Genomic DNA, 26,598 nt, shown 5'->3' on the forward strand with positions numbered 1-26,598 from the left:
TCTTCCCTCTGGATCATGCCGGGCGCGGGGCCCGGCACGCACATCCGCGGCGTCGTCGCCGGCCGGCGACGCTCCGCCCCGGTCCTCCGCCCCGCAGCCGCACGCCCCGCAGCCGCACGCACCGGAGCCCGCTCCCTTGATCCGGCCCGGTCCGGACGGAAGACCCTAGCGGCCCGGCGCGCATGGCACGATCGGACCCGCACGGTTCCGCTATCCGGGGAGAGGCCCACTCGTGTTCTGGTTCTTGCTGATCGCGATGGTCGTGGTGGTCGCCGCGGTCACTCTCGCGGTGATCGGTGGCAGCGACGGCACCGTACTGTCCGACGCGTCCCCCGAACTGCCCGTCGATCCGCTGCCCGCCGCCCGGCCGGTCGGCCGTGCTGACATCGAGGCGCTGCGGCTGCCCATGGTGGTGCGCGGCTACCGGATGGCCGACGTGGACGACGTGCTGGGCAGGCTCGGGGCGGAACTGGCCGAGCGCGACGCGCGGATCGCGGAGCTGGAAGCGGCGCTCGCGGGTGCGCGGGCCGCGGCTGTCGACGACGAGGACCCGCGACGATGAGTCCGGACGCCGTCCCCGGAGCCGACGGGAGGCTGCGCTGTCCGTGGGGGGTGTCCACCGAGGACTACGTCGGCTACCACGACACCGAGTGGGGCCGCCCGGTCCACGGCGACGACGCGCTCTACGAGCGGCTCTGTCTTGAGGCGTTCCAGTCGGGGCTCTCCTGGATCACGATCCTGCGCCGCCGCGAGGGGTTCCGCCGGGCCTTCGCGGGGTTCCGTATCGCCGAGGTGGCCGCCTTCACCGGGGGCGACCGGGACCGGCTGCTCGCCGACCCCGGCATCATCCGCAACCGCGCCAAGATCGACGCGACCCTCGCCAACGCCAGAACGCTCGCGGACTGGGAGCCGGGCGGACTCGACGCGCTGATCTGGTCGTACGCCCCCGACCCCGCCACCCGGCCGGCGCCCCGCGCCACCGCGGACATCCCCGCGGTGACACCGGAGTCCACCGCGCTGGCCGCGGCGCTCAAGAAGCGCGGGCTGCGCTTCGTCGGCCCGACCACGGCCTACGCCCTGATGCAGGCGTGCGGCCTGGTCGACGACCACCTGGCGGACTGTTTCGCCAGGCGGGCACCGGCCGGCGACTGACCCCGCCGGCGGCGCTCAGCGCCCCAGGTAGCGCGGCTTCGTCTTGCCCACGAAGGCCTCCACCGCGATCAGGTGGTCCTCCGAAGCACCCGCACGCGTCTGGAGTTCGTCCTCCTTCTCCAGCGCCTCACGGAGCGGGTGGCCCGCCCCGTAGGCGAGGGACTCCTTGATCGCCGCGTACGCGACGGTGGGCCCTTCGGCGAGCGCGCGGGCCACCGCCAGCGCCTCCGACGCCAGATCGGCCGCCGGCACCAGCTTGTTGGCGATGCCCAGGTCGTACGCCTCCTGAGCGCCGAAGGAGCGCGGGAACAGCAGCAGATCGGCGGCGCGGCTCCGGCCGATCAGCCGCGGCAGCGTCCAGGAGACACCCGAGTCCGCGGTGAGCGCGACACCCGCGAACGACGTGGTGAATTTCGCGGTGTCGGCCACGACCCGGTAGTCGGCGGCGAGCGCGAAGCCGAGACCCGCCCCCGCGGCGACGCCGTTGACCCCGGCCACGACCGGCTTCGGCATCTCCGTGAGCGCCCGCACGATGGGGTTGTAGTGCTCCTGCACGGTCGACATGGTGCGCCCGGTGCCCGCGTCCCGGTCGGCGGTCAGCGAGGAGATGTGCTCCTTGAGATCCTGCCCGACGCAGAAGGCGCGCCCGGTGGCGGTGAGCAGTACGGCCCGGACCGCAGGGTCCGCCGCAGCTGCCTGCACGGCGTCGCGCAGGGCGGCCTTCGCCTCGGTGTTCATCGCGTTCATGGAGTCGGGACGGTTGATCGTGACCGTCGCGAGTCCGTCGGTGACCTCGTAGAGCACGGTGTCCGCCATGGGTCCTCCACTGCTGGATGTCGGCTGCTGAAAGTGCTGGTTCGTCGTCCGCAGCTCAGCATGCCGGAGATCATCGGCGGCGAACATGTGACCTGCGTCAAACGATGCCGGCCGAGAATGGTGGACGAGGCGGCGCAGTATCGCAGGGGGAGCGCCGAATTGAGTGGTTTTGAGGAAGCGCGTTGCGCAAGCGATGCAGACCGATGTTGGTCATCGGGTCCTGGGATGCGGGATAATGGCTGGGAAGCAATATGTTCGATGCCGGTGACACCTGGGTTGTCGGCTGCGATGAGCTGGTTTCAGGAAGGGGAACGAGCATGGCGGCCATGAAGCCGCGGACGGGCGACGGCCCGCTCGAGGTGACCAAGGAGGGGCGGGGCATCGTCATGCGCGTTCCGCTCGAAGGCGGCGGACGACTTGTTGTCGAGCTGACTCCGGACGAGGCCGATGCACTCGGCGACGCGCTGAAGAAGGTCGTCGGCTGAGGCGGACGCCCCCAATGTTCTCTCCACTGCCCCGGCTCCGGCCGGGGCAGTGGTGTTTCCGCGTGCCTCAGCCCAGGCGTACGGCGCAGAGGAGCCCGTCGCCGACCGGCAGGAGCGAGGGCAGCAGTTCCTGACTCTCGCGGACCGTGCGCAACAGGTCGCGCAGGTGCAGCACCTCGGCGGGCTGGGCGGCGGAGTCGACGGTACGGCCGTCGGCGAAGACGCCCTCGAAGCAGACAAGGCCGCCGGGGCGCAGCAGACGCAACGATTCGGCGAGTACGTCCAGCGACTCCAGCCGGTCGCCGTCGCAGAAGACGAGGTCGTACCCGCCGTCCGCGAGACGCGGCAGTACGTCGAGGGCCCGGCCGGGAATGAAGCGCGACCGGTTCGCCGCGAACCCGGCCGAGCGGAACGCCTGACGGGCGAAGCCCTGGCGCTCTGGCTCCGGGTCGACGGTGGTCAGCACGCCGTCCGGCCGCATGCCCTGGAGCAGGTAGATGCCTGATACGCCGGTGCCCGTACCGATTTCGGCCACGGCCTTGGCGCCCGTCGTGGCGGCGAGCAGCCGCAGCGCCGCACCGGTGCCGGGCGAGACCGAGGGCAGGCCTGAGTCGCGGGCCCGGTCGCGGGCCCAGCGCAGGGCTTCGTCCTCGGCGACAAAAGCGTTGGCGAAGGCCCAGCTCGTCTGCCGGTTGGCGGTAATGGCCCTCTCCTGTCCCCGTAGTTGGCGCACTCGTGACTGTATCCGCTGCGTCCGGGAACCCGCAGATGGGACCGGGCGTTGTAGGAGTGCAGGGGGGATGCGGATGTACGAGGAATCCGGCAATCAGTCTTATCCGGAGCTAACGGGCGAGGTGGCTATGGTAGGGGCTCCACTGGACACCACCAGAGCCGACAGGGGAGGTGCGGCTGCGCCTGTGGATCGGGGAGGAGTGCTGCGGCGCTTTCTCAGGTCGGCGGGTGAGCCGAAATCCGTGACCGACATTGCTGACAGCTCCAGCGCTGCTGACTCCGTACAGACCGCGACCTTCGCCTCAGACGCGGACGCGCAGACTTGGACTCCGCCCTCGTGGGAGGAGATCGTCAGCACGCACAGCGGCCGGGTCTACCGCCTCGCCTACCGCCTGACAGGCAACCAGCACGACGCCGAGGACCTCACTCAGGAAGTCTTCGTCCGCGTCTTCCGCTCGTTGTCGACGTACACGCCGGGCACCTTCGAGGGCTGGCTGCACCGCATCACCACCAACCTCTTCCTCGACATGGTCCGCCGCAAGCAGCGGATCCGCTTCGACGCGCTCGGGGACGACGCGGCCGAGCGGCTGCCGAGCCGTGAGCCGTCGCCGCAACAGGTCTTCCACGACACGCACTTCGACGCGGACGTCCAGCAGGCGCTGGACACCCTCGCCCCGGAGTTCCGTGCGGCCGTGGTCCTCTGCGACATCGAGGGGCTCTCGTACGAGGAGATCGCCGCGACGCTCGGCGTCAAGCTCGGCACCGTGCGCAGCCGGATCCACCGTGGCCGCTCCCACCTGCGCAAGGCTCTCAAGCACCGTTCGCCCGAGGCCCGTCGCGCCGAGCAGCGCGCGCTGGCCGGGGTGGCAACCGGCATGGACGGAGAGGATGGCACCGCGTGAGTGGAACCAGTCCGACCCCGGCCGAGCAGCACCTCGGGGACCGACTCGCCGCACTGGTCGACGGTGAGCTGAAGGACGACGCCCGCGAGCGGGTGCTCGCGCACCTGGCCACCTGTGCGAAGTGCAAGACCGAGGCGGATGCGCAGCGCCGGCTGAAAAGTGTCTTCGCCGAGACCGCGCCCCCGCCCCCCTCCGAGGGGCTGCTCGCCCGTCTCCAGGGCCTGCCGGGCGGACCGGGCGGCGGCGACCCGGGGCGGCGCGGACCTCTCGGCGACCGCTTCGCCGACGAGTTCTTCCCGTCCGTCCGCCCGTCCGGCGGGCGTGCGGCCGACCCCCGCATGGACGCCTTCGGCTATGTGCCCGCAGGGCCCGGCGCCGCGGCGATCCCGGACGGCGGCCCGGCCGGCGGATTCCGGATCCACCCCGTGGGCCGGAGCGATCAGGAGCGTTCGGCCTGGCGCGGCCGGAGGTTCGCGTTCGCCGCGGCCAGCGCCGTCTCACTGGCTGCCATCGCGCTGGGGGGCACGCTGCCGCTCGACGGCGGGGGCGAATTCCCGTCCCACACCGACGGCCCGCCCCACAACGTGACACCGATGAGCGCCACCGACCCGCTCGGCGCCAGGGCGGACGGACACCGTCGCCGTACCGGAGACACCGCTCCGCTGAACGACCGCAAGCAGACCCCGGTCCTGCCCACCGCCTTCGCCGCGCGGCATGCGACGCCCGCGCCCGATCCCCGCCCGGCCCGGCAGTCGCTGTATTCGCTCACGACGCCGCTGGTCGCTGTCTCCTCGCTGTCCGCGGTCCGTCCCCCCATGGCCGCCACCCCGCCGTCGGGGCCCGCGCGGCCGAGCCCGGCGGCCTCCGATGCGCCGGTCCCGCTCGCCGCTCCCGGCCGCTCGGGCCTGCCGGCCCCCGCCCGGCACTGAGCGGGTCTCCGCGCCCGGTCCCGAGGGACGCCGCAGGAGCTCGGCTCCCCTGGAAACCTGGTTCAATCCCTGAAAGGCTGCCCGCCACGGGCACGCGGAGCGGGGCAGGTGCGGGGAGAGCATGGACGACGGGAAGCCCACCGGGCCGGACGCCAGAGGGTGGAGCAGTCCCGCGGCCGGGCAAGAGCATCCCGGGCCGGTACAGCAGCCGCAGCCGCAGCCGCAGCCGGAACCGGCGCCGGGCTCGGCGCTTCCGCAGCCGTCCGCCCCGGCCGTCGGGGCTCCCGCCGCGGCACTGTCCGGGCACACAGCCGGAGCCCCATCGCCCCTGCGTGAGCCGCTGCCGCAGCTCCGGACCGCGCCGGAGGCCGGGCCGCTGCCCGCGCCCGGGGCCCCGGCGTCCGCGGAGAGCCAGAGCCCGGCGGGCGGCGCCCCATCCGACCCCGTACGGAGCGAGGCCCCTGCCGGTCGCGCGCGGGCCCTGCACGACCCCGACCCCTACGGCACCCCGCCCTACGGCGGTCCGGGCCCCTGGGCCCCGGCCCCGCCCGTCCAGCGGCCCGTTCCCACTCCGCCCGGGGGCACTCACCTCCCGCCGGCCGTCACGGATACCGCGCACCCACCGCGGCACCACCCACCGCACATACCGCAGATGCACCACCAACCCCTCCCGCCGCAGCAGCCACAACCGCCGCAGGTGCCGCAGCAGAACTCCCCACTGCACCAGCCGCACCAGCACCAGCATTCGCCACACGGGCACCAGCACGCACCGCACCAGCACACCCCGCACCAGCAGCCCGCGTACCGGCCGCTCCAGCAGTCCTCGCAGTGGCTGCGCCACGACCCGTGGGGGCCGCCGCCCCCGCCCGCGACCACCGTCAGGGAGAAGGAGCGCCGCCGCGGCGGGGTCGTCGCCCTGGTGCTGCTCAGGCTGGTCACCGGTGTTCTCGGCGGTGGTGCGGGCGCGTATCTGGAGCTCAACGGCTCGTTCTCGGAGGTCAGGCTCCCGCAGGCCGGCCGGGAGAGCCCCGTCCGCGCGCCGGGCAGCGTGGCGGGGATCGCGGCGAGTGCGCTGCCCGGCGTGGTCACGCTGCATGTCAGGGGAGGCGACGAGGCGGACACCGGCACCGGGTTCGTCCTCGACGGTGAGGGACGCATCCTCACCAACAACCACGTGATCGAACCGGCCGGCGCCGCGGGCGACATCACCGTCACATTCAGCAGCGGACAGAGCGCCAAAGCGCGGGTCGTCGGCCAGGACAAGGGCTACGACCTGGCCGTGGTCAAGGTCGGCCGGGTCTCCGGCCTCACCCCGCTGCCCCTGGGCAACTCCGACAACGTCCAGGTGGGGGACCCGGTGGTGGCCATCGGTGCCCCCTTCGACCTCCCCGACACGGTGACCTCGGGCATCATCAGCGCCAAGGACCGCCCGATCACGTCGAGCGGCGGGAAGAACGACGGCGGCGACGTCAGCTATGTCGACGCACTGCAGACCGACGCCCCCATCAATCCGGGCAATTCGGGCGGACCGCTGGTCGACAGCAAGGCCCGGGTGATCGGCGTCAACAGCGCCATCCGCGCCGCCGACGGCAGTTCTGACGCCGAGGGCGGCCAGGGCGGTTCGATCGGGCTGGGGTTCGCGATCCCCATCAATCAGGCGAAGCGGGTCGCCGAGGAGCTCATCAACAACGGCAGGGCCGCCCATCCCGTGATCGGTGTCACACTCGACATGGGGTTCACCGGTGACGGGGCCCGGGTCGCGGCCGAGGCGAACGACGGCGGCCCGGCGGTCGAACCGGGGGGTGCGGGGGCCGGCGCGGGCATCGAACCGGGGGACATCGTCACAGGTGTGGACGGTGTACCGGTCCACAGCGCCCAGGAGCTGATCATCAGGATCCGCGCCCGCCGGCCGGGCGGGAGCCTCGCTCTCACCGTCCGCCGTGACGGCCGGGACCGGGCTGTGACCTTGACTCTTGGATCGGCCGACGGCAGATGAATGGTCGGTGGAAGGTACCGTCCGGGCATCTTCGCCGGGTACCGTGGTCGGGGCCCGGACCACACCCCGACCTGCGGGCCGCGGAGAACACCAGGAGCAAAAGTGTTCAATGACGTAGGCCCCCTCGAGATCGTGACGCTCGTGGTGCTCGCCGTGATTGTCTTCGGCCCGGACAAGCTGCCGAAGGTCATCCAGGACGTCACCCGCACGATCCGGAAGATCCGCGAGTTCTCCGAGAGCGCCAAGGAGGACATCCGCACCGAACTCGGCCCCGAGTTCAAGGACTTCGAGTTCGAGGACCTCAACCCGAAGACGTTCGTGCGCAAGCAGCTCATGGACGGCAGCGATGAGCTCGGGCTCAAGGAGATCCGCAGCAGCTTCGACCTGAAGAAGGAGATCGCCGACATCACCGATGTGGTGAACGGCAGGTCGAGCGCCGCCGACGACGACACCGAGGCCGCGGCGGAGATCGCCCCGGGTAGCGCCAATGGCTCATCGACAGGCCCGGACCTGCTGAAGAAGAGCGGCCCTGACCTGCAGAAGAAGAGTGTGACGGTCGACACCGAAGAGCGTCCGCCGTTCGACGCCGACGCCACCTGAGTATTCTCCATCTGTCCGGCAGTGAGGGCGCCCGTGGGGGTGGGCCGCTTCGGACGCTGAGGATCGAGGAGGCGGCCGGCACATGGAGACGACGAGTCGGACAGGGACCCACACGGTCGACGACTATCTGAGGGCGCCGTTTTCCTGGTACGGACTGGACGAGGCGTTCACCGGCCCGCGGCGGCTGATGCAGGTGGGCGTAGCAGCGGACGGCACGGTCCAGTACGGCTCCCTGGGCCATGGTGACGAGCCTGCTGTCAGACCGGACGCACGACCGGAGAGGGAACACTTCGCCGCCGTGGTGACCATCGCGTCCAGCCCGGTGCGGCGCAGCGGAGACGGTACCGGCGTGCTGGAGGCCACCTCGGTCTCCTCCGTGGCCTGGCTGGCCGCCTCCGGCCTGCTGGCCTGCACCTGGCCCGCGCAGCTGGACCACTCGCTCCGCGACGACTGGCTCGACCAGCAGACCGAGGCCGCGTTCGAGCTGGCCGACGACCTGTCCGGTGCGGAGTGGGCGGAGCTGACGCTGCCGGTGGACGGCACCCCGACCGCGTTCTCCTACCGTGAGACGGAGTTCGGCTGGGTGCTGGCCGGGGCCACCGAGGCCGGGGTGCACCTGGGGGCGTACGGCCGCGGGATGAGCGCCTACGGCCTGGGCTTCGCCGTGGCCAAGGACATCACCGCGTACGTGTGACGCGCGGCGGCGGGACCCCGCACGCCGGGGCCGCTGCCCGCCGGCACAGCAGCACACCACGACAGCGAAAGACCCGGGGGCGGCCGCCGCAGCGGACCGCCCCCGGGCCCGTCCTGACTAGAACTTGTTGCGCGGGGTGACCCCGAGCGACATGCCCGCAAGACCGCGCTGACGGCTGCTCAGCTTGTCGGCGATGGCGCGCAGGGCGGTGCCCGCAGGGGAGTCCGGGTCCGTCAGCACGACGGGCTTGCCCTCGTCGCCGCCCTCGCGCAGCCGGACGTCGATCGGGATGGAGCCCAGTACCGGGACGGTCGCACCGGTGGTCTTCGTCAGGCCCTCGGCCACCCGCTGCCCGCCGCCCGTGCCGAAGACGTCGACCATCTCGTCGCAGTGCGGGCAGGGCAGCCCCGACATGTTCTCGACGACGCCGACGATCTTCTGGTGGGTCTGCACCGCGATGGAGCCGGCCCGCTCGGCCACCTCGGCCGCGGCCTGCTGCGGAGTGGTCACCACCAGGATCTCGGCGTTCGGTACGAGCTGCGCCACCGAGATCGCGATGTCGCCGGTGCCCGGCGGCAGGTCGAGGAGGAGCACATCGAGATCGCCCCAGTAGACGTCCGCCAGGAACTGCTGGAGTGCGCGGTGCAGCATCGGGCCGCGCCACACCACAGGCGCGTTGCCCGGGGTGAACATGCCGATCGAGATGACCTTCACGCCGTTCGCCGACGGCGGCATGATCATGTTCTCGACCTGGGTGGGCTTGCCGTACGCGCCGAGCATCCGCGGCACACTGTGCCCGTAGATGTCCGCGTCGACCACGCCCACCTTCAGGCCGTCGGATGCGAGGGCGGCGGCCAGGTTGACCGTGACCGAGGACTTTCCGACGCCACCCTTGCCGGAGGCGACCGCGTACACGCGGGTCAGCGAGCCGGGCTTGGCGAAGGGGACCTCACGCTCCGCGGTGCCGCCCCGCAGTGAGTCCGCGAGCTCCTTGCGCTGCTCGTCGCTCATCACGTCCAGTTCGACGCTGACGGCGGTGACGCCTTCGACCCGGGCGACCGCGTCGGTCACGTTGGTGGTGATGGTCTCGCGCATCGGGCAGCCGGAGACGGTGAGGTAGACCGTGACAGCGACCGCCCCGTCCGCTCCGATGTCGACCGATTTGACCATGCCGAGTTCGGTGATCGGACGGTGGATCTCGGGGTCGTTCACTGTCGCCAGTGCTTCACGCACCGCGTCTTCCATAGCCATGCGTCGATGGTACGGCGCCCACAGTGGCCCCGGGAAAGAGCGGTCAGTGGTCGGCTTCGTCACTTTCCCGCGGGAATACCTGACGCTGCTCCGCCATGTCCTTCACGAGGTCCTGGAGTTCCGACCGGATCCAGTCACGGGTGGCGACCTCGCCCAGGCCCATCCGGAGCGCGGCGATCTCCCGGGTGAGGTACTCGGTATCGGCGATGGAGCGTTCGTTCTGGTGGCGGTCCTGCTCCAGATTGACCCGGTCCCTGTCGTCCTGGCGGTTCTGCGCGAGGAGGATCAGCGGGGCCGCGTACGACGCCTGGAGCGAGAGCACCAGGGTCAGGAAGATGAAGGGGAACGGGTCGAAGCGCAGCGCGTGCGGCGCCCAGGTGTTCCACACTACCCAGATGACGATGACGACCGTCATCCAGACGATGAACCGTCCGGTTCCCAGGAAGCGCGCGACCCGCTCCGACGTCCGGCCGAAGGATTCCGGGTCGTACTCGGGCAGCCAGCGGCGCTTCGGTGCGAGCGGCTGGTCGAGACGGCCCCGTGAGGTCTGTTCAGCGCTCATCGGCGGCCTCCGCCGGGCTGTCGTCCGGGCCGGGGCGGCCGTCGTCCTCGCCGGGCCTGTCGTCGTCGGGCTGCCCGTCGCCGGTCATGCTGGGGTCCTGGTGGAAGTCGGTCTCGCGCCAGTCGCTCGGCAGCAGGTGGTCGAGCACGTCGTCGACGGTGACCACGCCGAGCAGTGAGCCGCCCGCGTCCACGACGGGCGCCGCGAGCAGGTTGTAGGCGGCGAGGTAGCTGGTCAGCGCCGGCAGCGTGGCCTGCGGCGGCAGCGGCGGGAGGTCGCTGTCGACGATCGCGCCGACCAGGGTGAACGGCGGATCGCGCAGCAGCCGCTGGAAGTGCACCGCGCCCAGGTACTTCCCGGTCGGTGTCTCGTCCGGCGGCCGGCACACGTACACCTGCGCGGCCAGGGCGGGGGAGAGGTCCTCCTTCCGTACGCGGGCCAGCGCGTCGGCGATCGTCGCGTCCGGGCGCAGCACGATCGGCTCGGTCGTCATCAGACCGCCCGCGGTCCGCTCCTCGTAGGCGAGCAGCCGCCGTACGTCGGCCGCGTCGTCCGGCCGCATCAGCGCCAGCAGCCGCTCCTTGTCCTCCTCGGGCAGCTCGCTCAGCAGGTCGGCAGCGTCGTCCGGGTCCATCGCCTCCAGGACGTCCGCCGCGCGCTCCTCCTGGAGCTTGCCGAGGATCTCCACCTGGTCGTCCTCGGGCAGCTCCTCCAGCACGTCGGCGAGCCGGTCGTCGTCGAGGGCCGCGGCCACCTCCGCGCGGCGCTTGGGCGACAGATGGTGCATCACATTGGCGAGGTCGGCCGGGCGCAGCTCCTCGAAGGTGGCGACGAGGCTCTCCGCGCCCTGCCCCTCCTCCTCCAGGGAGAACCCGGTGACCCCCGACCACTCGACGGTCAGCGTCTCGCCCTTGCGCCGCAGCGCGCCGCCCTTCCCCTTCCGGACGAAGACCTTGTCGATCTCCCAGTCCCGGCGGGCCGGAAGCTGCTGCACGGACACGTCGAGGACGGTCACCTGCTCGTCCGTCCCGGTCAGCAGCACCCGCCGGTCGAGCAGCTCGCCCAGGACCAGCCGTTCGGTGGGGCGCTGTTCGAAGCGGCGCACATTGACCACGCCGGTGGTGATGACCTGGCCCGACTCGATGCCGGTGACCCGGGTCATGGGCAGGAAGATCCGGCGGCGGCCGACCACCTCGACGACCAGCCCGAGCAGCCTCGGCGGACGGGTGCCGACGCGCAGCATCGCGACGAGGTCGCGTACGCGGCCCACCTGGTCGCCGTTCGGGTCGAAGACCGAGACACCGGCGAGGTGCGAGACGAAGATCCGGGGGACGCCTGCCGCCATCCGCGCCTCCTCCTCGTACGCTCCGTGCGGCGCCGGTTCATGCCGTCGCGGAGTTCTGTGCGGGCTTCACGTTAGCCCGTACCGTTCGGCGCCGCCCCGGCAGTGGGTCCGGATGGCTCTCTGTCCGTTCCCGCGGGAGTCCCGGGTACGCTGCGGTCTCCTGTTTGAGGACACTCGCACGAGAGGCAGACCGTACGTGGCTGTATTCCCCCCGGCCGCCCGGGCCCGCAGGGCAGGACTCGCAGGCGTGCTGTGCGCCGCCCTGGCGGTGCCGCTCGCGGCCTGCTCGGGCGGCGACCCGGACGCGGGGACCAACGGCGTGGGCAAGCTCTCCGCCGGGCAGATCGAGACGAAGGCGCGCACCGCCGCCGGCGCAGCCAAGGCGGTATCGCTCTCCGGCACACTGATCGGCAAGGGCGGCTCCTACCAGCTGGACATGCGGCTCAACGCGGACGGCGGCACCGGATCCGTCACCTCGAAGCGCAGCACGTTCGCGCTGCTGCGCATCGGCGACGCGCTCTATGTGAAGGCCGGGGCGGGCTTCTGGAAGCAGACCGGCGGCAAGAACGGGGCCGGTGCCGCGCAGGCGCTCGACGACAAGTACGTCAAGGTGCCCAAGAGCGACCCGGCGTACGGCCAGTTCCGCGGGTTCACCGACATGCACGCGCTGCTCGGCGGGCTGCTGGGGCTGCACGGCTCGCTGGAGAAGGGCGACAGGACCAAGGTGGGCGGCCTCCCGGCGATCCAGGTCACCGGCGGGGGCGGGCAGGGCGGCACGCTCGACGTGTCGCTGAAGGGCACCCCTTATCCGCTGCGGTTCGAGCGGGCGGGCGGCGCGGGCACGCTCCAGCTGACGCAGTGGAACAGCGAGGTGACGCTGGTGGCGCCGGGCAAGGGCGACACCGTGGACTACGGGCACGAGCTGCCCGCGTCGTGAGGGCGGACCGGGCGCCCGTCAGCGGCGGCGTTTGCGCTTGAACAGCAGCTTCGGCAGGCCCGCCGGGATCTCCTGACGGGTCGTCGCCGGTGTCGGCAGGGGCGCGGCGGCCAGCGAACCGTCCGGCAGCCCCGTCTGCGTACCGCCGGGAACGAGCCGCACCACCCGGCACTCCCGTGCCCAGCGCTCCACCATGGCCTCGCCGTCCGGGGAGTTCAGCCGCTTGCCCCTGAGCTCCGCGACGGCCGCCTCCCACGCCTGCGAACGGGGCGCGAGCTCCGCCGTCACCGCGCTCCAGGCGACGAGCCGGCCGCCCTTGTCCTTGCTGCGCACGGTGACCTCCGCCGGTGCTCCGTCGGCCAGCCCCGGCAGCGGCTGCTCGCCGGGGCCGTCCCCGACGAGCAGTGCGGCGCCGTCGTGCCAGACGTGCCAGAGGGCCCGTGCCGGCCCGGAGCCCCGCACCCAGATGAGGCCGGACTTCTTGGTGGCCTCCTCGACGAGGGCGCGCTCAAGGAAGGTCTGTGTCATGGCCCCAGGGTAGGCGCAGGGCGCCTGCCGTCCCGCCCCCCCGGTGGCGGGCTCCCTCAGAGCCAGCCGTTCCGCTTCAGGGTGCGGTGGATGCCGACACACAGGGCCAGGATCCCCACCATCACCATGGGGTAGCCGTACCGCCAGTGGAGCTCGGGCATGTGCTCGAAGTTCATGCCGTAGACGCCGGTGATCATGGTCGGTACGGCGATGATGGCCGCCCACGCGGTGATCTTGCGCATGTCCTCGTTCTGCGCGACCGTCGCCTGGGCCAGGTTGGCCTGGAGGATCGAGTTCAGCAGGTCGTCGAAGCCGACGACCTGCTCCTGGACCCGGGCCAGGTGGTCGGCGACGTCGCGGAAGTACTTCTGGATGTCCGGGTCGACCAGCCGCATCGGCCGCTCACTGAGCTGCTGCATCGGGCGCAGCAGCGGCGAGACCGCCCGCTTGAACTCCAGCACCTCCCGCTTCAGCTGGTAGATGCGCCCGGCGTCGGTGCCCCGTGAAGTCCCCTTGGCCGGCGCGGAGAAGACGTCGATCTCCACCTCGTCGATGTCGTCCTGCACGGCGGACGCGACCGCCAGATAGCCGTCGACCACCTGGTCGGCGATGGCGTGCAGAACGGCCGACGGGCCCTTGGCGAGCAGCTCGGTGTCCTCCTGGAGCCGGTGGCGCAGCGCGCGCAGCGAGCCCTGGCCGCCGTGCCGGACGGTGATGACGAAGTCCCGTCCGGTGAAGCACATCACCTCGCCGGTCTCGACGACCTCGCTGGTGGAGGTGAGTTCGGCGTGTTCGACGTAGTGGATGGTCTTGAACACGGTGAAGAGGGTGTCGTCGTACCGCTCCAGCTTCGGCCGCTGGTGCGCGTGCACCGCGTCCTCGACCGCGAGCGGGTGCAGCCCGAACTCGGCCGCGATCCCGGAGAACTCCTCCTCCGTCGGTTCGTGGAGCCCGATCCAGGTGAAACCGCCGGTCTCGTGGGCGCGCTGGAGCGCCTCACGCGGCGTCAGGCATTGCTTGCCCGATTCACGAACGCCGTCCCGGTAGACCGCGCAGTCCACGACGGCGCTGCTGGCCGAGGGGTCGCGGGTCGGATCGTAATTGCTGTGCGTGGAGCTGCTCTTGCGCAGGGAGGGTCGGACCGCTGCGCGCAGGTCACGGATCATCGACATGGCGGGGCTCCTTCACGGAGGGGCCGTCGGCTGGCGTGGTACTGCCCGGAATGGGGGCGTATCGAGGCGTCACTCTCATACGTCCGCAAAGCGGGCGGAACCGCGGCGTTGCGGGGACGGCGTTCGCTACAGACACGGATCAGACAGAAGCGAGGTGCTCTTCCGGCGTGCGAAATGCCATGAGACTCAGAAGGTTTCCCGGCGTGACGGCCGGGTATGCAGGGTCTCGGGTCACAGAGAACGCGTAAAACGCGCGGAAGAGCGGCTTGTACTGCACGGTCGACTCGGATCTCGATCCATCGCAGTCCCACCTCCTCCGGCCGGTCCCCCGTAGGGGACAGTGATGCTGCCCTGACCAGCGGCCAAGACTATCAGCCGGCTGAAGCGTCAAGCCCCCACTTTGCCTGTTCGATACGCGCTCTATGCTCGGGCGCATGGCAGATGTTCTCGCTCTGGTCGAAGCCCGGCTGCGCTCAGCGCTGGGCGAACCGGACGCCCGCGCGGCTGTGACGTTCCTCGGCACGGACCGGATCGAGGTGCTGCGCTTCGTGGACGCCGGGGATCCGGCCGTGGTGCGCTACGCCACCCTGGGGATGTCCGCGCACCCCATGTCCGACCCCACGGCCGCGCTCGCCGACCCGGTGCAGGGGCCGCGTGCGGAGCTGGTCCTCTCGGTGCGGTCCGGACGCGCCGACACCGACAAGGTGCTGCGACCGCTCGCCGTCCTCGCCGCTTCGCCGCAGGTGGAGGGGGTCGTCGTGGCTCCCGGCGCCTCGCTCGACCTCGGTGAACCGCTCTGGAGCGGCGCGCCGTTCAGCTCGGTGCTGGTCGCCGAGCCCGGCGGGCTGGTCGAGGACGTGGAGCTCGACGCGCCGCTGGACCCGGTCCGCTTCCTGCCGCTGCTGCCGATGACGGACAACGAGGCCGCGTGGAAACGCGTGCACGGGGCCGGTGAGCTGCAGGAGCGCTGGCTGGCACGCGGGACGGACCTGCGCGATCCGCTGCGCAGGTCCGTCCCGCTGGACTGACCCGGCCGGGTGAGCCGGGACCCGCCCGGGGGCCGTTCAGTTCACGAAGGCGGACACGCCGTCCTCGGTAGCGTGCGCCGGTTCCAGCTCCTGCGCCTCGTGCGTCAGCGCCCTGCGCCGTACCCACACGACCACCGCACCGAGCACCGCGGCGACCGCGGCCACCACGAACGGGATGTGGATGTCGGTCCAGCCCTCGATGTGCGGTGCGAGGAAGGGCGCGGCGGCCGCCGCGAACCAGCGGACGAAGTTGTAGCCCGCGCTGGCCACGGGGCGCGGCGCGTCCGATACGCCGAGGGCAAGCTCCGTGTAGACGGTGTTGTTGAGGCCGATGAAGGCGCCGGACAGGATCGTGCAGACGATGGCGGTCGTGTGGCTGCCGTAGCCGAGGACCACCAGGTCGGCGGCGAGCAGCACCAGGGAGGCGCCCAGTACCTTGAGGGTGCCGAAGCGCTTCTGCAGCCGGGGTGCCACGAGTACGGAGAACACCGCGAGCAGCAGGCCCCAGCCGAAGAAGACCGCGCCCGACTTGTACGGCGTCATGTTCAGTACGAACGGCGTGAAGGCCAGGACCGTGAAGAACGCGTAGTTGTAGAAGAAGGCCGACCCCGCCACGGAGGCGAGCCCGCCGTGCCCGAGCGCCCTGACGGGGTCGAGCAGTGAGGTCTTCCTGGCCGGCTTGGGCTGTTCCCTGAGAAGGAACGCGATGCAGATGAAGCCGATGGCCATCAGGGCCGCGGTGCCGAAGAACGGGTAACGCCAGCTGGCGTTGCCGAGCAGGGCGCCGACCAGCGGCCCGCAGGCCATCCCCAGGCCGAGCGCCGATTCGTACAGCAGGATCGCGGCCGCGCTGCCGCCCGCCGCCGCGCCGACGATGACGGCGAGCGCGGTGGAGACGAAGAGCGCGTTGCCCAGCCCCCATCCGGCCCGGAAGCCGACGAGCTCGCCGACGGAGCCCGAGGTGCCCGAGAGGGCCGCGAAGACGACGACCAGGGCGAGACCGGCCAGCAGGGTCTTCTTGCCCCCGATCCGGCTGGACACCCAGCCGGTGACCAGCATCGCGACCGCGGTGATCAGGAAGTAGGAGGTGAAGAGCAGCGACACCTGGCTCGGCGACGCCTGCAGCCCCTTGGCGATGGACGGCAGGATCGGGTCCACGAGCCCGATCCCCATGAAGGCCACCACCGACGCTCCCGCCGTGGCCCAGACGGCCTTGGGCTGGCGCAGGATGCTCCCGGCCCCTTCGTCGAACGGATCCTCTCCTCGCATGGGACGCCCTCACTCTCGGTTGGACCGTGGCGGCGGCCGGAGCACCGCGCCAGATCGTTGTGTTATACACACAATAAATTAGCCCGGCTAATAAGTGCAACATGCATCTAGTTTTTCGCACGCATGCGCAGCGGACGGGTGACCGTCCTTGACGTGGTGCCGGGCGGGGAGGACCGTTGAGAACATGAGGGGCGAACCCAGTTGCCCGAAGTGCGGCGGCCGGGTCAGGGCACCCGGCCTCTTCGCCGACGCGTGGCAGTGCGACGCGCACGGCGTGGTCCATCCGCTGCAGCCTGCGACACCGCCGGGCGTCGAAGCGCTGGAGGTGGTCGCCCACCGTGCGCGGGTACCTGTCTGGATGCCGTGGCCACTGCCCATCGGCTGGCTCTTCACGGGCGTGGTGAGCGCGGGTGACGAGCGCAGCGGCGGGCGCGCCACCGCCGTCGCCTGCTCAGGCCCCGGCCCGCTCGAAGGCCCGGGGGAGCTGCTGCTGGTGGCCGAGGAGCTGGGCGTCGGACTCGGTGCGCGCTACGCCGGTGTCGAGGGTCCCGACCCGGCCTCGTACATCGACGTCGGGAAGCCCCCGCAGGCCAAGGTCCTCGCCGCGGGCCGCCCCACCCCACTCTGGCGCGTCGAGTCTCCCGACGACCGTGCGGTCTTCGCGGGGGAGGCGTGCGGGCTGTGGCTGTGGGCGATCCTCTGGCCGGAGCAGTCGGGGCTGCTGATGTACGACGAGCTGGTGCTGACGGACCTCCGCGAGGTGGGCGCCGAGGTGGAGCTGCTGCCCTGCGGGGCGCTCTCCCCGCGGCTCCTGGACTGACGGGCCCGTTCGCCGGGCGCGGCCCGGGCCGGGATCCGCCCGGGCCGGGAGAGCTCCGTACGCCGGTTACTCTTGAACGTCCCCTGGTGGACGGACCGCCTTACGTCCCCGAGCTCCGGAGTTTCGCGTCGTGCGCATCGATCTGCACACCCACTCCACGGCCTCGGACGGTACGGACACCCCGGCCGAGCTGATGCGCAACGCCGCCGCTGCCGGTCTCGATGCCGTCGCGCTCACCGACCACGACTCGACCCGTGGCCACGCGGAGGCCGCCGCCGCACTGCCGGCGGGACTGACCCTGGTCACCGGAGCCGAACTCTCCTGCCGGCTCGATGCCGGAAACCGGTCCGACGGCGTCGGGCTGCACATGCTCGCGTACCTCTTCGACGCCGCCGAGCCGGAATTCCTGCGCGAGCGCGAACTCGTGCGCGACGACCGGGTGCCGCGCGCCCGCGCCATGGTCAGCAGGCTCCAGGGGCTGGGTGTGCCGATCACCTGGGAGCAGGTGGCACGCATCGCCGGGGACGCTTCGCTGGGCCGCCCGCACATCGCCACCGCCCTGGTCGAGCTGGGGGTGGTCGAGACGGTGTCCGACGCCTTCACCTCCGAGTGGCTGGCCGACGGCGGGCGCGCTTACGCAGAGAAGCACGAACTCGACCCCGTCACCGCGATCCGGCTGGTCAAGCAGGCCGGCGGCGTCACCGTCCTCGCCCACCCGCGAGCCGTCAAGCGGGGCAGGGTGGTGCCCGAGTCCGCCATCGCGGACCTGGCCGCCTGCGGCCTCGACGGCATCGAGGTCGACCACATGGACCACGACGAGCCCACCCGCGCCGGACTGCGGGGACTCGCCGCCGACCTGGGGCTGCTGGTCACGGGCTCCAGCGACTACCACGGCAGCCGGAAATCCGTGGAACTCGGCGCGTGTACGACGCATCCCGAGGTCTACGGCGAGATCACCCGGCGTGCGACCGGGGCGTTCCCGGTGCCGGGCGCCGGCGGAGCCCCGGCCTAGTCCCGTCACGGCGCCGCCCCGGCGGAGCCCGACGGTCCGCGGGACCGGCCGCCTCCGCGCTGCCCCGCACCCCCCGTACCGACACTTCCGGTGTGCCGCTTTCCTGCGGCGGTCCGCGGTGTCATCTTCCGGTACCGGTCCGCGTCCACGCTCCGGTACCACCGTCCCCGCTCACCCTCCCCACGCAAGCAAGGCCCTCACTGTGTTCGACGTCGCCAATTTCGGATCCCTCTTTGTCACGCTTTTCGTGATCATGGACCCCCCTGGGATCACTCCGATCTTCCTCGCCCTCACCGCGGGCCGCCCCGCCAAGGTCCAGCGCCGGATGGCCGGCCAGGCGGTGGCGGTGGCCCTCGGGGTGATCACCGTCTTCGGGCTGCTGGGCCAGCAGATCCTCGACTATCTGCATGTCTCCGTACCGGCGCTGATGATCGCTGGCGGGCTGCTCCTGCTGCTCATCGCGCTGGACCTGCTCACCGGCAAGACCGACGAGCCGACGCAGACGAAGGACGTCAACGTGGCCCTCGTGCCGCTGGGCATGCCGCTGCTGGCGGGCCCCGGTGCGATCGTCTCGGTGATCCTGGCGGTGCAGCACGCGTCCACCGCAGCCCAGCAGGTGTCCGTGTGGGCCGCGATCGTCGCCATGCACGTGGTGCTCTGGGTGACCATGCGGTACTCGCTGCTGATCATCCGGGTGATCAAGGACGGTGGTGTGGTGCTGGTGACCCGGCTCGCCGGGATGATGCTGTCGGCCATCGCGGTGCAGCAGATCATCAACGGCGTCACCCAGGTCATCAGGGCCGGGTGAGGACGCCGTTCGCGGGGCGGCCGCACGCACAGCGCCCCCGTGCGTCTGCACGGGGGCGCTTCCTCTGGAAAATCTTCCGGTGTTACGAGGCCGAGGTGTCGGCCGGCCGGATGTAGATGCGCTGGCCGATTGCGGCGGCCTGCTGCACGATCCGGTTGACGGAGGCGGCGTCTACGACGGTGCTGTCCATGGCGGAGCCATCGACGTCATCGAGTCGCATGATTTCGAAGCGCAAGGCTTCTCCCTTCGTCTGATCCTCCTGCTAGGAGAACTACTGGTGCGGGCTCTCACAGTCTCGTCCCGCGCTGAGTCCGGACGGTTGCCCGTCCGTTAAGAGGTGATTGCGTGACGTAGCAGCAACACGTTCCGTAGGGGATAACGAGTTGCCCCCAGCAAACATTCCCTACGCTAAAGAAAATTTTCGCGAGCCTAACGACCGATGGGTCGGGCCGCAGGTTGTGCTCCCTCCGTGAAGCCACAGACAATGAGCCCCGTATGAACGATCCAGAAGTCAGCGCCCAGCTGGAGCGCACCAACGCGCTCCTCCAGCGTGTGCTCGCAGAGGTGTCGAAGACACCCTCCACGCACGCGATCTTTGTCGATGCCGGATATGTGTACGCCGCCGCGGGCCTGCTGGTCACCGGCAACGAGGACCGCAGATCGTTCGACCTGGACGCGGAGGGCCTGATCGACGCGTTCATCGACAAGGCGCGGACGATCTTCGCCGACAGCAGGCTGCTCCGCGTGTACTGGTACGACGGCGCGCGGCGCCGTATCCACACCCCCGAGCAGCAGTCCATCGCGGAGCTGCCGGACGTCAAGGTGCGTCTCGGCAACCTGAACGCCAACAACCAGCAGAAGGGCGTCGACTCCCTGATCCGCACGGATCTGGAATCGCTCGCCAGGCACCGCGCGATCAGCGACGCCGCGCTGGTCGGAGGGGACGAGGACCTGGTCTCCGCCGTGGAGGCCGCCCAGGGGTACGGGGCGCGGGTCCACCTCTGGGGCATCGAGGCGGGGGAGGGGCGCAACCAGGCCGAGCCCCTGCTCTGGGAGGTCGACAGCCAGCGGACCTTCGATCTGGAGTTCTGGAAGCCGTATGTCGGGCGCCGCCCGGTGACGGTGTACGAGGAGGGGACCCCGCTGCCGTCCCGCGAGGACGTCCGCTTCGTCGGTGCCCAGATCGCGGCGACCTGGCTCTCCGAACGCGGCCGCCAGACCCTTGCCGAGCTGCTGCCGGGGCGCCCCTATCTGCCGGGCCCGGTGGACCAGGACCTGCTGGTCGAGGCGGAACGGCTGCTCCAGCGGTCGCTGCGCGGCCACGGCGACCTGCGGCGGGCCCTGCGCGACGGGTTCTGGAACCACCTGCAGTCGCAGTACTGACCGGTCGGAGCGGCAGCCGGACGCCACGGTGCGGCCGGGGGCGGCTGTGCGACCCACCGCTCTGCGACGCGACCGGCCTGCGACCGGACGTCACGGCGCGATGACGGGGCGCCCCGGGGGGGGGCTCAGCCCTGTGACGCCTGCACGTCCCAGAAGCCGGTCAGTACCTCGGCGGTCCGCTCCGGCCGGTCGGTGTTGGGGGAGTGCTCGGCGCCCGCGACGACACTCCGCAGCGCGCCGAGCCGTACGGCCATCTCGTCCAGCAGCGGCACCGGCCAGGCATCGTCCCGCTCGCCGGACACCACGTGCAGGGCGAGCGGAAGGGCGGCGAGCTCGTCCACCCGGTCCCGCTCGGTCATCAACTGCCGCCCGGTGGCGATGAGCTGAGCGGCGCTGTGCATCAACCAGCGTCGGCGCAGGGCCGGTTCGTCATCCGCCCCGGCGTCCTGCGGCTGACCCATCGCGCGCATCGCCTCCCACACCTGCTCCATCCCGAGCCTGGTGAGCGCGTTGCTGAGCAGTTCGATCTTCTGTTGCTGGACGGAGTCGACTTCGGCGGGGCCGGACGAGACGAGCGTCAGCGATGCGAAGGGCGTGGGGTCGCGCAGCACGGCCGCACGGGCGATGTGGCCGCCCAGCGAGTGTCCGACCAGATGGACGGGGCCGCCGACCGCTGCGGCCTGGGCCAGCACATCGCAGGCCAACTCGCCTTGTGCGTAAGCCTCTTGACTGTCGGGGCCAGGGGTCTCGTACTGCCCGCGCCCGTCGACGGCCACCACGCGGTAGCCCGCCGCCGCGAGCGGCTGGAGCAGGGAGATGAAGTCCTCCTTGCTCCCGGTGAATCCCGGGAGCAGGAGGGCCGTGGGCCTGGGCCCCCGGGCTGCGGGCCCGGCGGCGGGGGCCACCAGGGAGGCGAACGTGCCGCGGGAGGTCCGCAGGGGGGCGGAGTGAGTGCCGGGGGGTGGCGCGAAGGTGAGAGGCCTGCTCATGCCATGAGGCTAGCGCGGCCGGTCACCGCGGCGGGCGGGGAGGGAGGCGGGAGAGAGGGGCGGGGGCCCGGACATGCCGGTGGCCCGGACCCTGTCACAGGGTCCGGGCCACCGGCGCGGGACTCAGCTCTCGGGCTGTGCCGCCTTCGGCGTCCTCGTGCGGCGGCGCCGCGGCTTCGCCTCGGCTGTCTCCGGTGCCACCGCCACTGCCACCTCGGTCTCGGCCGGCTTGGCGGCACGGGTCCGGGTCCGCTTCGGCTTGGCCTCGGCAGGGGCCTCCGAGATCACCGCTGCCGGAGCATCGGCCTCGGCCGGCTTCGCCGTGGCCTTGGCGGTGCGGGTCCGGGTGCGCTTCGGCCTGGCCTCGGCAGGGGCCTCGGCCTCGGCGACCGGTGCGGCCGGAGCCACCACCGCTGCCTCGGCCACCGCGGTCTGGGTGTCCGTGCCGGTAGACCTCGTACGACGGCGGCGACGCGGTGCGCGCGCCTCGTCGGCGATGTCGGCCTGGGCGGCGGGAGCGGACTGCGCGGCCACGGCCTCCGTGGCGGGTGCGGCGCCCGGCTCGTCGGACAGCGGTGCGCCGTTACGGGTGCGCCGGCGCTGGCGGGGCGTACGCGGGGGGCGCTCCTCCTTCACCGCGGGCGCGGGCACGGACGCCTTGCGGCCGCGGCCACCGGTCTCGCCCAGGTCCTCGACCGCTTCGGCACCGAGCCCGGCGCGCGTACGGTCCGCGCGCGGCAGGACGCCCTTCGTGCCGGTGGGGATGGACAGCAGCTCGTAGAGGTGAGCCGAGGTGGAGTAGGTCTCCTCCGGCTCGTCGAACGGCAGGTCCAGCGCCTTGTTGATCAGCTTCCAGCGGGGGATGTCGTCCCAGTCGACCAGAGTGATCGCGGTACCCGACTTGCCCGCGCGGCCGGTGCGGCCGATGCGGTGCAGATACGTCTTCTCGTCCTCGGGGGACTGGTAGTTGATGACGTGCGTCACATCGTCGACGTCGATACCGCGGGCCGCGACATCGGTGCAGACGAGAACGTCGATCTTGCCGTTGCGGAAGGCGCGCAGCGCCTGCTCCCGGGCGCCCTGGCCCAGGTCGCCGTGGACCGCGCCCGATGAGAAGCCGCGGGTCGCGAGCTGCTCGGCGATGTCGGCCGCCGTCCGCTTCGTACGGCAGAAGATCATCGCCAGGCCCCGGCCGTCCGCCTGGAGGATGCGCGAGACGAGCTCGGGCTTGTCCATGGAGTGGGCGCGGAAGATGTGCTGGGTGATGTTCGCGACCGTCTGGCCCTCGCCGTCCGGCGAGGTCGCGCGGATGTGGGTGGGCTGCGACATGTAGCGCCGGGCCAGCCCGATGACCGCGCCGGGCATGGTCGCCGAGAACAGCATCGTCTGGCGCTTCGCCGGCAGCATGCTCATGATGCGCTCGACGTCGGGGAGGAAGCCGAGGTCCAGCATCTCGTCGGCCTCGTCCAGGACGAGGGCGCGGACGTGGCCGAGGTTGAGCTTCTTCTGGCCCGCCAGGTCGAGCAGCCGGCCCGGGGTGCCGACGATGATGTCGACGCCCTTCTTCAGCGCCTCGACCTGGGGCTCGTACGCCCGGCCGCCGTAGATGGCGAGCACGCGGACGTTACGGACCTTGCCGGCGGTCTGCAGGTCGTTGGTGACCTGCTGGCACAGCTCGCGGGTGGGTACGACGACGAGCGCCTGGGGGGCGTCGGTCAGCTTGTCGGGCTTGGCCCGGCCCGCCTCGACGTCCGCGGGGACGGTGACGCGCTCCAGGAGCGGGAGTCCGAAACCGAGCGTCTTGCCGGTGCCGGTCTTGGCCTGGCCGATGACGTCGGAGCCGGAGAGCGCCACGGGGAGCGTCATCTCCTGGATGGGGAAGGGGGACGTGATGCCGACAGCCTCAAGGGCTTCGGCGGTCTCGGAAAGAATGCCGAGGTCTCGGAACGTAGTCAGGGTGCTGCCTCTTCTGTGAGACGCGGACCGAGGCGAACAAGGGGGTCGTACCGTGCCGACTGGCGCGGGACCACTGCCTTCGCTCAAGCGCTCGTGCCGCTGAGGGGGCCCCTCACGTCTGAACGGTGAGGGCGGTCAGGTGGAGCCGATCGGGCCACCGACCGGGCATCCTCATTCGGATGACCCGCCGAACATGCTGAACATTCGGCAGGCGCATTACCACTGTACCCCCAAATCGCGCAGGTGCGTTGGGTGAATTCATCAGGAGACCAAGGCCACAGTGGTCACAGGCGTCCCCACCCGCCTTTTCCGCACCCGGTTTCCGCCCCTGCCGCACGGCCCACGCCCGGTATCAATCCCGTTCTCACCAGGGGCGCACCGGCGTGCGCACCCGTCCCGCCGGGTCCCGCTCGGCAATTCGTCCCCGGCGGGCGGAGCGCTATTGTGCGGTCCATGCAGACGCCTGACACCGCCAAGGAACAGACCGGTATCGCCGCGCAGAACTGGGACACGGCGTCGGCCGACCCGAGGTACCACGCCGCGGTGGTGGACCTGCTCGGCGCACTCGCGTACGGCGAGCTGGCCGCCTTCGAGCGCCTCGCGGAGGACGCCAAGCTCGCGCCGACGCTCGGTGACAAGGCGGCGCTGGCGAAGATGGCGTCCGCCGAGTTCTCCCACTTCGAGCGGTTGTCCGACCGGCTGGCCGCGATCGACGTGGAGCCCACGGCCTCCATGGAGCCCTTCGCCCAGGCACTGGACGACTTCCACCGCCAGACCGCGCCGTCGGACTGGCTGGAGGGGCTGGTCAAGGCGTACGTCGGCGACTCGATCGCGAGCGACTTCTACCGCGAGGTGGCGGCCCGCCTGGATACCGACACCCGCGAGCTGGTGCTCGGCGTGCTCGACGACACGGGCCACGGCAACTTCGCCGTCGAGAAGGTCCGCGCGGCGATCGAGGCGGAGCCCCGGGTGGGCGGACGGCTGGCGCTGTGGGCGCGACGCCTGATGGGCGAGGCCCTGAGCCAGGCCCAGCGGGTGGTGGCGGACCGTGACGCGCTCTCGACCATGCTGGTGGGCGGCGTCGCCGACGGCTTCGACCTCGCGGAGGTCGGCCGGATGTTCAGCCGGATCACGGAGGCGCACACCAAGCGGATGGCGGCCCTGGGGCTCGCCGCGTAACGGAGCGCATCACGCGGACCCCGGGGCGGCCCTGCGCCCCGCCCTTCCGGGCGTCCCGCAGGGCGGGGCGGACACGGTGGGCGCGGCGGGCTACACCGCCGCCGACCGCCGGATCCGGTGGACAGGCCGCAGCAGCAGCGAGAGCACCACGGCACCGATCACCACCGCGCCCAGCAGGATCACCGGGGCGTGGACCGGGCCGAGCGCCGAGCGGGTGAGGAAGGCGCCGAAGAGGGCGCCGGTCGGGCCGGTGACCAGGACGACCTGCCGTGACGGCAGACGAGTGGGGAGCTTCCGTGCCGCGTACCAGGCCAGCGCCAGGCCGAGCAGTACAGATGCGAGGGCTTCCCAGAGCATGTTTTCCCTTCCGCGCGCCGCTGTGAATCACCTGTGGAAAAGCTGATCCTTTACTGATTCCGGTCTTACCCGGTGACCGCGGAACGCAATCCTTGGCGCCGCCCGGCCACACGCACGGGAACGGCCCGGCGGTCGTGTTGACCGCCGGGCCGTTCCCGTCGTTCGTCCTGCTGTACTGCCCCTGCGGAGCGCCGCCTACAGAGCGCCGAAGCCGACCCTGCGGGTCGCGGGCTCACCGAGCTCCACGTAGGCGATGCGGTCGGCAGGCACGAGAACCTTGCGGCCCTTGTCGTCCGTGAGGCTGAGCAGCTGCGCCTTGCCGGCCAGCGCGTCGGCAACCGAGCGCTCGACCTCCTCGGCGGACTGCCCGCTCTCCAGAACGATCTCCCGGGGTGCGTGCTGAACCCCGATCTTGACCTCCACGGTTATGTCCCTCCGACGGTCGTGCGGTGCGCGGTCAGCCGCGCCGTACGCAGCACACATTAGCCGGGCCGGGAGCCCCGCAGGACGTCAGCACCGCACGCCCGCAGCGAACAGGGCCCCGGTCCGGTCAGCTCTGGTCGCTGCCGTGCAGCGGGAAGCCCGCGATACCGCGCCAGGCCAGCGACGTGAGCAGCTGTACCGCGGTGTCGCGCGGGATGCCGGACTCGCTGGAGAGCCAGTAGCGGGCCACCACCTGGGAGACCCCGCCGAGACCCACGGCCAGCAGCATCGACTCGTCCTTGGAGAGTCCGGTGTCGCCCGCGATGACGTCCGAGATCGCCTCGGCGCACTGGAGCGAGACCCGGTCGACGCGCTCGCGCACGGCGGGCTCGTTCGTCAGGTCGGACTCGAAGACCAGGCGGAACGCGCCGCCCTCGTCCTGCACATAGGCGAAGTAGGCGTCCATCGTCGCCGCCACGCGCAGCTTGTTGTCCGTGGTCGAGGCCAGCGCCGTACGGACCGCCTGGAGCAGTGACTCGCAGTGCTGGTCCAGCAGGGCCAGGTAGAGGTCGAGCTTGCCCGGGAAGTGCTGGTAGAGCACGGGCTTGCTGACCCCGGCGCGCTCGGCGATGTCGTCCATCGCCGCCGCGTGGTAACCCTGTGCGACAAACACTTCCTGGGCGGCGCCCAGCAGCTGATTCCGTCGTGCGCGGCGCGGCAGCCGCGTACCCCGCGGACGCGCTGCCTCGGTCTGCTCGATGGCTGTCACGCCGCCTCCCAATGATTGAACAAGCTCAGTTGAACAAGCACACGCAGGTGCGTCGCTGCCTGCCATCGTACTTTTGGGTAACCCGGCTGTGTGTGGTGCGGACGCAGAATTTCACGGACCGGACGCCGGGGGAAGCGCTGTCAGCGGTAGTCGTCCTCGTCCGCGGGGACCACCCGTGCCTGCTCGCTGGCGTCCGCCTCGTCCGCCGTGGAGGGATCGATGCCGGTCAGCGGGTCGTCCTCCTGAGGCGTCAGGTCCCGGCGCTGCTCAGCGCGGTCGGCGGGATCGGCCTCCACGGACGGAGCGTCCGCATCCGGTCCGGCCTCCCCGGGGCCCTGGGAATCGCGGGCCGCGGCGCCGGGAGGCCGCGGAGCCGGGCTGTCGCTGGGTTCGGTCGGCATGGTCGCTCCCCTTCCCTCTCTACCGAGGGTAGGAGCACGCGGCCGTGAGCGCGATGTCTCTGTGACAGCGAACACACGGATGCCCGCGTGATCGTCTCGTAAC

The 26,598-nt window shown here is 71.4% G+C and carries 30 protein-coding genes; 15 read left to right on the forward strand and 15 right to left on the reverse strand.

The features are described from left to right. The first annotated feature begins 232 nt into the window (after window positions 1-232). The gene (locus tag OG917_RS22800; protein WP_328319468.1) at window positions 233-562 is read left to right on the forward strand and encodes a DivIVA domain-containing protein; all 330 of its coding nucleotides are present in this window, start codon (window positions 233-235) and stop codon (window positions 560-562) included. Continuing rightward, entirely contained in the window at window positions 559-1,152 is a 594-nt protein-coding gene (locus OG917_RS22805; protein ID WP_328319469.1) for a DNA-3-methyladenine glycosylase I, read from the forward strand. The genes OG917_RS22800 and OG917_RS22805 overlap by 4 nt, the downstream gene beginning before the upstream one ends. Before the next feature lie 15 nt (window positions 1,153-1,167). Here OG917_RS22805 and OG917_RS22810 read toward each other — a convergent pair whose 3' ends face one another. Continuing rightward, window positions 1,168-1,968 carry an enoyl-CoA hydratase/isomerase family protein gene (locus OG917_RS22810; protein WP_328319470.1) on the reverse strand — a complete coding sequence of 267 codons (801 nt, stop codon included), beginning with the start codon at window positions 1,966-1,968 and terminating at the stop codon, window positions 1,168-1,170. 317 nt (window positions 1,969-2,285) lie between these two features. Here OG917_RS22810 and OG917_RS22815 point away from each other — a divergent pair, with 317 nt between their 5' ends. Beyond that, window positions 2,286-2,453 carry a DUF3117 domain-containing protein gene (locus tag OG917_RS22815; RefSeq protein ID WP_003966491.1) on the forward strand — a complete coding sequence of 56 codons (168 nt, stop codon included), beginning with the start codon at window positions 2,286-2,288 and terminating at the stop codon, window positions 2,451-2,453. Window positions 2,454-2,520: 67 nt separating this feature from the next. Here the strand turns inward: OG917_RS22815 and OG917_RS22820 are convergent, their stop codons facing one another. Further along, the gene (locus OG917_RS22820; protein ID WP_328319471.1) at window positions 2,521-3,186 is read right to left on the reverse strand and encodes an O-methyltransferase; all 666 of its coding nucleotides are present in this window, start codon (window positions 3,184-3,186) and stop codon (window positions 2,521-2,523) included. Between the two features lie 127 nt (window positions 3,187-3,313). On the opposite strand from OG917_RS22820, the gene sigE reads away from it, so the two are divergent. From sigE to OG917_RS22845, 5 genes are all read left to right on the forward strand, one after another. Next, complete coding sequence (gene sigE, locus OG917_RS22825; protein ID WP_328319472.1) at window positions 3,314-4,087, forward strand: RNA polymerase sigma factor SigE; 774 nt, start codon at window positions 3,314-3,316, stop codon at window positions 4,085-4,087. Next, window positions 4,084-5,016, forward strand: coding sequence for a zf-HC2 domain-containing protein (locus OG917_RS22830; protein WP_328319473.1), 933 nt, complete (start codon window positions 4,084-4,086; stop codon window positions 5,014-5,016). Before sigE ends, OG917_RS22830 begins: the two co-directional genes overlap by 4 nt. A gap of 652 nt (window positions 5,017-5,668) precedes the next feature. After that, entirely contained in the window at window positions 5,669-7,012 is a 1,344-nt protein-coding gene (locus tag OG917_RS22835; protein ID WP_443059007.1) for a trypsin-like peptidase domain-containing protein, read from the forward strand. 102 nt (window positions 7,013-7,114) lie between these two features. Next, a complete protein-coding gene (locus tag OG917_RS22840) occupies window positions 7,115-7,612 on the forward strand; it encodes a sec-independent translocase (protein WP_328319475.1) in 498 nt (165 codons plus the stop codon). Between the two features lie 82 nt (window positions 7,613-7,694). After that, the gene (locus tag OG917_RS22845) at window positions 7,695-8,306 is read left to right on the forward strand and encodes a hypothetical protein (RefSeq protein ID WP_328319476.1); all 612 of its coding nucleotides are present in this window, start codon (window positions 7,695-7,697) and stop codon (window positions 8,304-8,306) included. A 117-nt stretch (window positions 8,307-8,423) separates the two neighbouring features. On the opposite strand, the gene OG917_RS22850 is transcribed toward OG917_RS22845, so the two are convergent. Genes OG917_RS22850 through OG917_RS22860 form a run of 3 tightly spaced genes read right to left on the reverse strand, consistent with a single transcriptional unit; the run spans window position 8,424 to window position 11,464 of the window. Further along, a complete protein-coding gene (locus OG917_RS22850) occupies window positions 8,424-9,557 on the reverse strand; it encodes an Mrp/NBP35 family ATP-binding protein (RefSeq protein ID WP_328319477.1) in 1,134 nt (377 codons plus the stop codon). 43 nt (window positions 9,558-9,600) lie between these two features. Further along, window positions 9,601-10,119 carry a DUF1003 domain-containing protein gene (locus OG917_RS22855; protein WP_328319478.1) on the reverse strand — a complete coding sequence of 173 codons (519 nt, stop codon included), beginning with the start codon at window positions 10,117-10,119 and terminating at the stop codon, window positions 9,601-9,603. Further along, complete coding sequence (locus OG917_RS22860) at window positions 10,109-11,464, reverse strand: magnesium transporter MgtE N-terminal domain-containing protein (protein ID WP_328319479.1); 1,356 nt, start codon at window positions 11,462-11,464, stop codon at window positions 10,109-10,111. The genes OG917_RS22855 and OG917_RS22860 overlap by 11 nt, the downstream gene beginning before the upstream one ends. 196 nt (window positions 11,465-11,660) lie before the next feature. On the opposite strand from OG917_RS22860, the gene OG917_RS22865 reads away from it, so the two are divergent. Further along, window positions 11,661-12,401 carry a hypothetical protein gene (locus OG917_RS22865; RefSeq protein ID WP_328319480.1) on the forward strand — a complete coding sequence of 247 codons (741 nt, stop codon included), beginning with the start codon at window positions 11,661-11,663 and terminating at the stop codon, window positions 12,399-12,401. Between the two features lie 18 nt (window positions 12,402-12,419). On the opposite strand, the gene OG917_RS22870 is transcribed toward OG917_RS22865, so the two are convergent. After that, on the reverse strand, window positions 12,420-12,929 hold the full coding sequence (locus OG917_RS22870; protein WP_328319481.1) for a hypothetical protein: 510 nt from the start codon (window positions 12,927-12,929) through the stop codon (window positions 12,420-12,422). 56 nt (window positions 12,930-12,985) lie between these two features. Continuing rightward, window positions 12,986-14,101 carry a magnesium and cobalt transport protein CorA gene (locus OG917_RS22875; RefSeq protein ID WP_328319482.1) on the reverse strand — a complete coding sequence of 372 codons (1,116 nt, stop codon included), beginning with the start codon at window positions 14,099-14,101 and terminating at the stop codon, window positions 12,986-12,988. Window positions 14,102-14,535: 434 nt separating this feature from the next. Between OG917_RS22875 and OG917_RS22880 the strand changes: the two genes are divergently transcribed. Continuing rightward, on the forward strand, window positions 14,536-15,129 hold the full coding sequence (locus OG917_RS22880; RefSeq protein ID WP_328319483.1) for a suppressor of fused domain protein: 594 nt from the start codon (window positions 14,536-14,538) through the stop codon (window positions 15,127-15,129). Between the two features lie 36 nt (window positions 15,130-15,165). Here the strand turns inward: OG917_RS22880 and OG917_RS22885 are convergent, their stop codons facing one another. Then, complete coding sequence (locus OG917_RS22885) at window positions 15,166-16,398, reverse strand: MFS transporter (RefSeq protein WP_328319484.1); 1,233 nt, start codon at window positions 16,396-16,398, stop codon at window positions 15,166-15,168. A 184-nt stretch (window positions 16,399-16,582) separates the two neighbouring features. On the opposite strand from OG917_RS22885, the gene OG917_RS22890 reads away from it, so the two are divergent. The 3 genes from OG917_RS22890 (at window position 16,583) to OG917_RS22900 (ending at window position 19,038) form a co-directional block, all read left to right on the forward strand. Beyond that, the gene (locus tag OG917_RS22890; RefSeq protein ID WP_328319485.1) at window positions 16,583-17,218 is read left to right on the forward strand and encodes a DUF6758 family protein; all 636 of its coding nucleotides are present in this window, start codon (window positions 16,583-16,585) and stop codon (window positions 17,216-17,218) included. Window positions 17,219-17,348: 130 nt separating this feature from the next. Next, window positions 17,349-18,230, forward strand: coding sequence for a PHP domain-containing protein (locus tag OG917_RS22895; RefSeq protein WP_328319486.1), 882 nt, complete (start codon window positions 17,349-17,351; stop codon window positions 18,228-18,230). Between the two features lie 202 nt (window positions 18,231-18,432). Further along, on the forward strand, window positions 18,433-19,038 hold the full coding sequence (locus OG917_RS22900; RefSeq protein WP_328319487.1) for a MarC family protein: 606 nt from the start codon (window positions 18,433-18,435) through the stop codon (window positions 19,036-19,038). A gap of 82 nt (window positions 19,039-19,120) precedes the next feature. Here the strand turns inward: OG917_RS22900 and OG917_RS22905 are convergent, their stop codons facing one another. Next, complete coding sequence (locus OG917_RS22905) at window positions 19,121-19,273, reverse strand: hypothetical protein (protein WP_328319488.1); 153 nt, start codon at window positions 19,271-19,273, stop codon at window positions 19,121-19,123. Window positions 19,274-19,533: 260 nt separating this feature from the next. Between OG917_RS22905 and OG917_RS22910 the strand changes: the two genes are divergently transcribed. Then, window positions 19,534-20,421, forward strand: a complete 888-nt coding sequence (locus OG917_RS22910; RefSeq protein ID WP_328319489.1) for an NYN domain-containing protein — start codon at window positions 19,534-19,536, stop codon at window positions 20,419-20,421. Window positions 20,422-20,546: 125 nt separating this feature from the next. Here the strand turns inward: OG917_RS22910 and OG917_RS22915 are convergent, their stop codons facing one another. Together OG917_RS22915 and OG917_RS22920 are read right to left on the reverse strand one after the other, a co-directional pair. Beyond that, a complete protein-coding gene (locus OG917_RS22915) occupies window positions 20,547-21,410 on the reverse strand; it encodes an alpha/beta fold hydrolase (RefSeq protein WP_328319490.1) in 864 nt (287 codons plus the stop codon). A gap of 123 nt (window positions 21,411-21,533) precedes the next feature. Then, on the reverse strand, window positions 21,534-23,276 hold the full coding sequence (locus tag OG917_RS22920; protein WP_328319491.1) for a DEAD/DEAH box helicase: 1,743 nt from the start codon (window positions 23,274-23,276) through the stop codon (window positions 21,534-21,536). 543 nt (window positions 23,277-23,819) lie between these two features. Between OG917_RS22920 and OG917_RS22925 the strand changes: the two genes are divergently transcribed. Then, window positions 23,820-24,545, forward strand: coding sequence for a ferritin-like fold-containing protein (locus OG917_RS22925; protein WP_328319492.1), 726 nt, complete (start codon window positions 23,820-23,822; stop codon window positions 24,543-24,545). A gap of 90 nt (window positions 24,546-24,635) precedes the next feature. Here OG917_RS22925 and OG917_RS22930 read toward each other — a convergent pair whose 3' ends face one another. From OG917_RS22930 to OG917_RS22945, 4 genes are all read right to left on the reverse strand, one after another. Continuing rightward, window positions 24,636-24,902, reverse strand: a complete 267-nt coding sequence (locus OG917_RS22930; RefSeq protein WP_328319493.1) for a hypothetical protein — start codon at window positions 24,900-24,902, stop codon at window positions 24,636-24,638. A 195-nt stretch (window positions 24,903-25,097) separates the two neighbouring features. Further along, window positions 25,098-25,325, reverse strand: a complete 228-nt coding sequence (locus tag OG917_RS22935; RefSeq protein ID WP_266853361.1) for a DUF3107 domain-containing protein — start codon at window positions 25,323-25,325, stop codon at window positions 25,098-25,100. Between the two features lie 127 nt (window positions 25,326-25,452). Then, on the reverse strand, window positions 25,453-26,094 hold the full coding sequence (locus OG917_RS22940) for a TetR/AcrR family transcriptional regulator (protein WP_328319494.1): 642 nt from the start codon (window positions 26,092-26,094) through the stop codon (window positions 25,453-25,455). A gap of 140 nt (window positions 26,095-26,234) precedes the next feature. Beyond that, window positions 26,235-26,495, reverse strand: coding sequence for a hypothetical protein (locus OG917_RS22945; RefSeq protein ID WP_328319495.1), 261 nt, complete (start codon window positions 26,493-26,495; stop codon window positions 26,235-26,237). Between the last annotated feature and the right edge of the window lie 103 nt (window positions 26,496-26,598).

The sequence above is a fragment of the Streptomyces sp. NBC_00388 genome (genome assembly GCF_036061255.1).
GTDB lineage: Bacteria > Actinomycetota > Actinomycetes > Streptomycetales > Streptomycetaceae > Streptomyces.

Bases quoted from the DNA above. Each gene is read 5' to 3' on its own strand.
- OG917_RS22860 (WP_328319479.1), bottom strand. From the start codon at position 11,464: ATGGCGGCAGGCGTCCCCCGGATCTTCGTCTCGCACCTCGCCGGTGTC.
- OG917_RS22805 (WP_328319469.1), top strand. From the start codon at position 559: ATGAGTCCGGACGCCGTCCCCGGAGCCGACGGGAGGCTGCGCTGTCCG.
- OG917_RS22875 (WP_328319482.1), bottom strand. From the start codon at position 14,101: ATGTCGATGATCCGTGACCTGCGCGCAGCGGTCCGACCCTCCCTGCGC.
- OG917_RS22910 (WP_328319489.1), top strand. From the start codon at position 19,534: ATGAACGATCCAGAAGTCAGCGCCCAGCTGGAGCGCACCAACGCGCTC.
- OG917_RS22925 (WP_328319492.1), top strand. From the start codon at position 23,820: ATGCAGACGCCTGACACCGCCAAGGAACAGACCGGTATCGCCGCGCAG.
- OG917_RS22885 (WP_328319484.1), bottom strand. From the start codon at position 16,398: ATGCGAGGAGAGGATCCGTTCGACGAAGGGGCCGGGAGCATCCTGCGC.
- OG917_RS22845 (WP_328319476.1), top strand. From the start codon at position 7,695: ATGGAGACGACGAGTCGGACAGGGACCCACACGGTCGACGACTATCTG.
- OG917_RS22880 (WP_328319483.1), top strand. From the start codon at position 14,536: ATGGCAGATGTTCTCGCTCTGGTCGAAGCCCGGCTGCGCTCAGCGCTG.
- OG917_RS22920 (WP_328319491.1), bottom strand. From the start codon at position 23,276: ATGACGCTCCCCGTGGCGCTCTCCGGCTCCGACGTCATCGGCCAGGCC.
- OG917_RS22930 (WP_328319493.1), bottom strand. From the start codon at position 24,902: ATGCTCTGGGAAGCCCTCGCATCTGTACTGCTCGGCCTGGCGCTGGCC.
- OG917_RS22810 (WP_328319470.1), bottom strand. From the start codon at position 1,968: ATGGCGGACACCGTGCTCTACGAGGTCACCGACGGACTCGCGACGGTC.
- OG917_RS22855 (WP_328319478.1), bottom strand. From the start codon at position 10,119: ATGAGCGCTGAACAGACCTCACGGGGCCGTCTCGACCAGCCGCTCGCA.
- OG917_RS22915 (WP_328319490.1), bottom strand. From the start codon at position 21,410: ATGAGCAGGCCTCTCACCTTCGCGCCACCCCCCGGCACTCACTCCGCC.
- OG917_RS22835 (WP_443059007.1), top strand. From the start codon at position 5,669: ATGCACCACCAACCCCTCCCGCCGCAGCAGCCACAACCGCCGCAGGTG.
- OG917_RS22945 (WP_328319495.1), bottom strand. From the start codon at position 26,495: ATGCCGACCGAACCCAGCGACAGCCCGGCTCCGCGGCCTCCCGGCGCC.
- OG917_RS22850 (WP_328319477.1), bottom strand. From the start codon at position 9,557: ATGGCTATGGAAGACGCGGTGCGTGAAGCACTGGCGACAGTGAACGAC.
- sigE (WP_328319472.1), top strand. From the start codon at position 3,314: ATGGTAGGGGCTCCACTGGACACCACCAGAGCCGACAGGGGAGGTGCG.
- OG917_RS22890 (WP_328319485.1), top strand. From the start codon at position 16,583: ATGAGGGGCGAACCCAGTTGCCCGAAGTGCGGCGGCCGGGTCAGGGCA.
- OG917_RS22815 (WP_003966491.1), top strand. From the start codon at position 2,286: ATGGCGGCCATGAAGCCGCGGACGGGCGACGGCCCGCTCGAGGTGACC.
- OG917_RS22870 (WP_328319481.1), bottom strand. From the start codon at position 12,929: ATGACACAGACCTTCCTTGAGCGCGCCCTCGTCGAGGAGGCCACCAAG.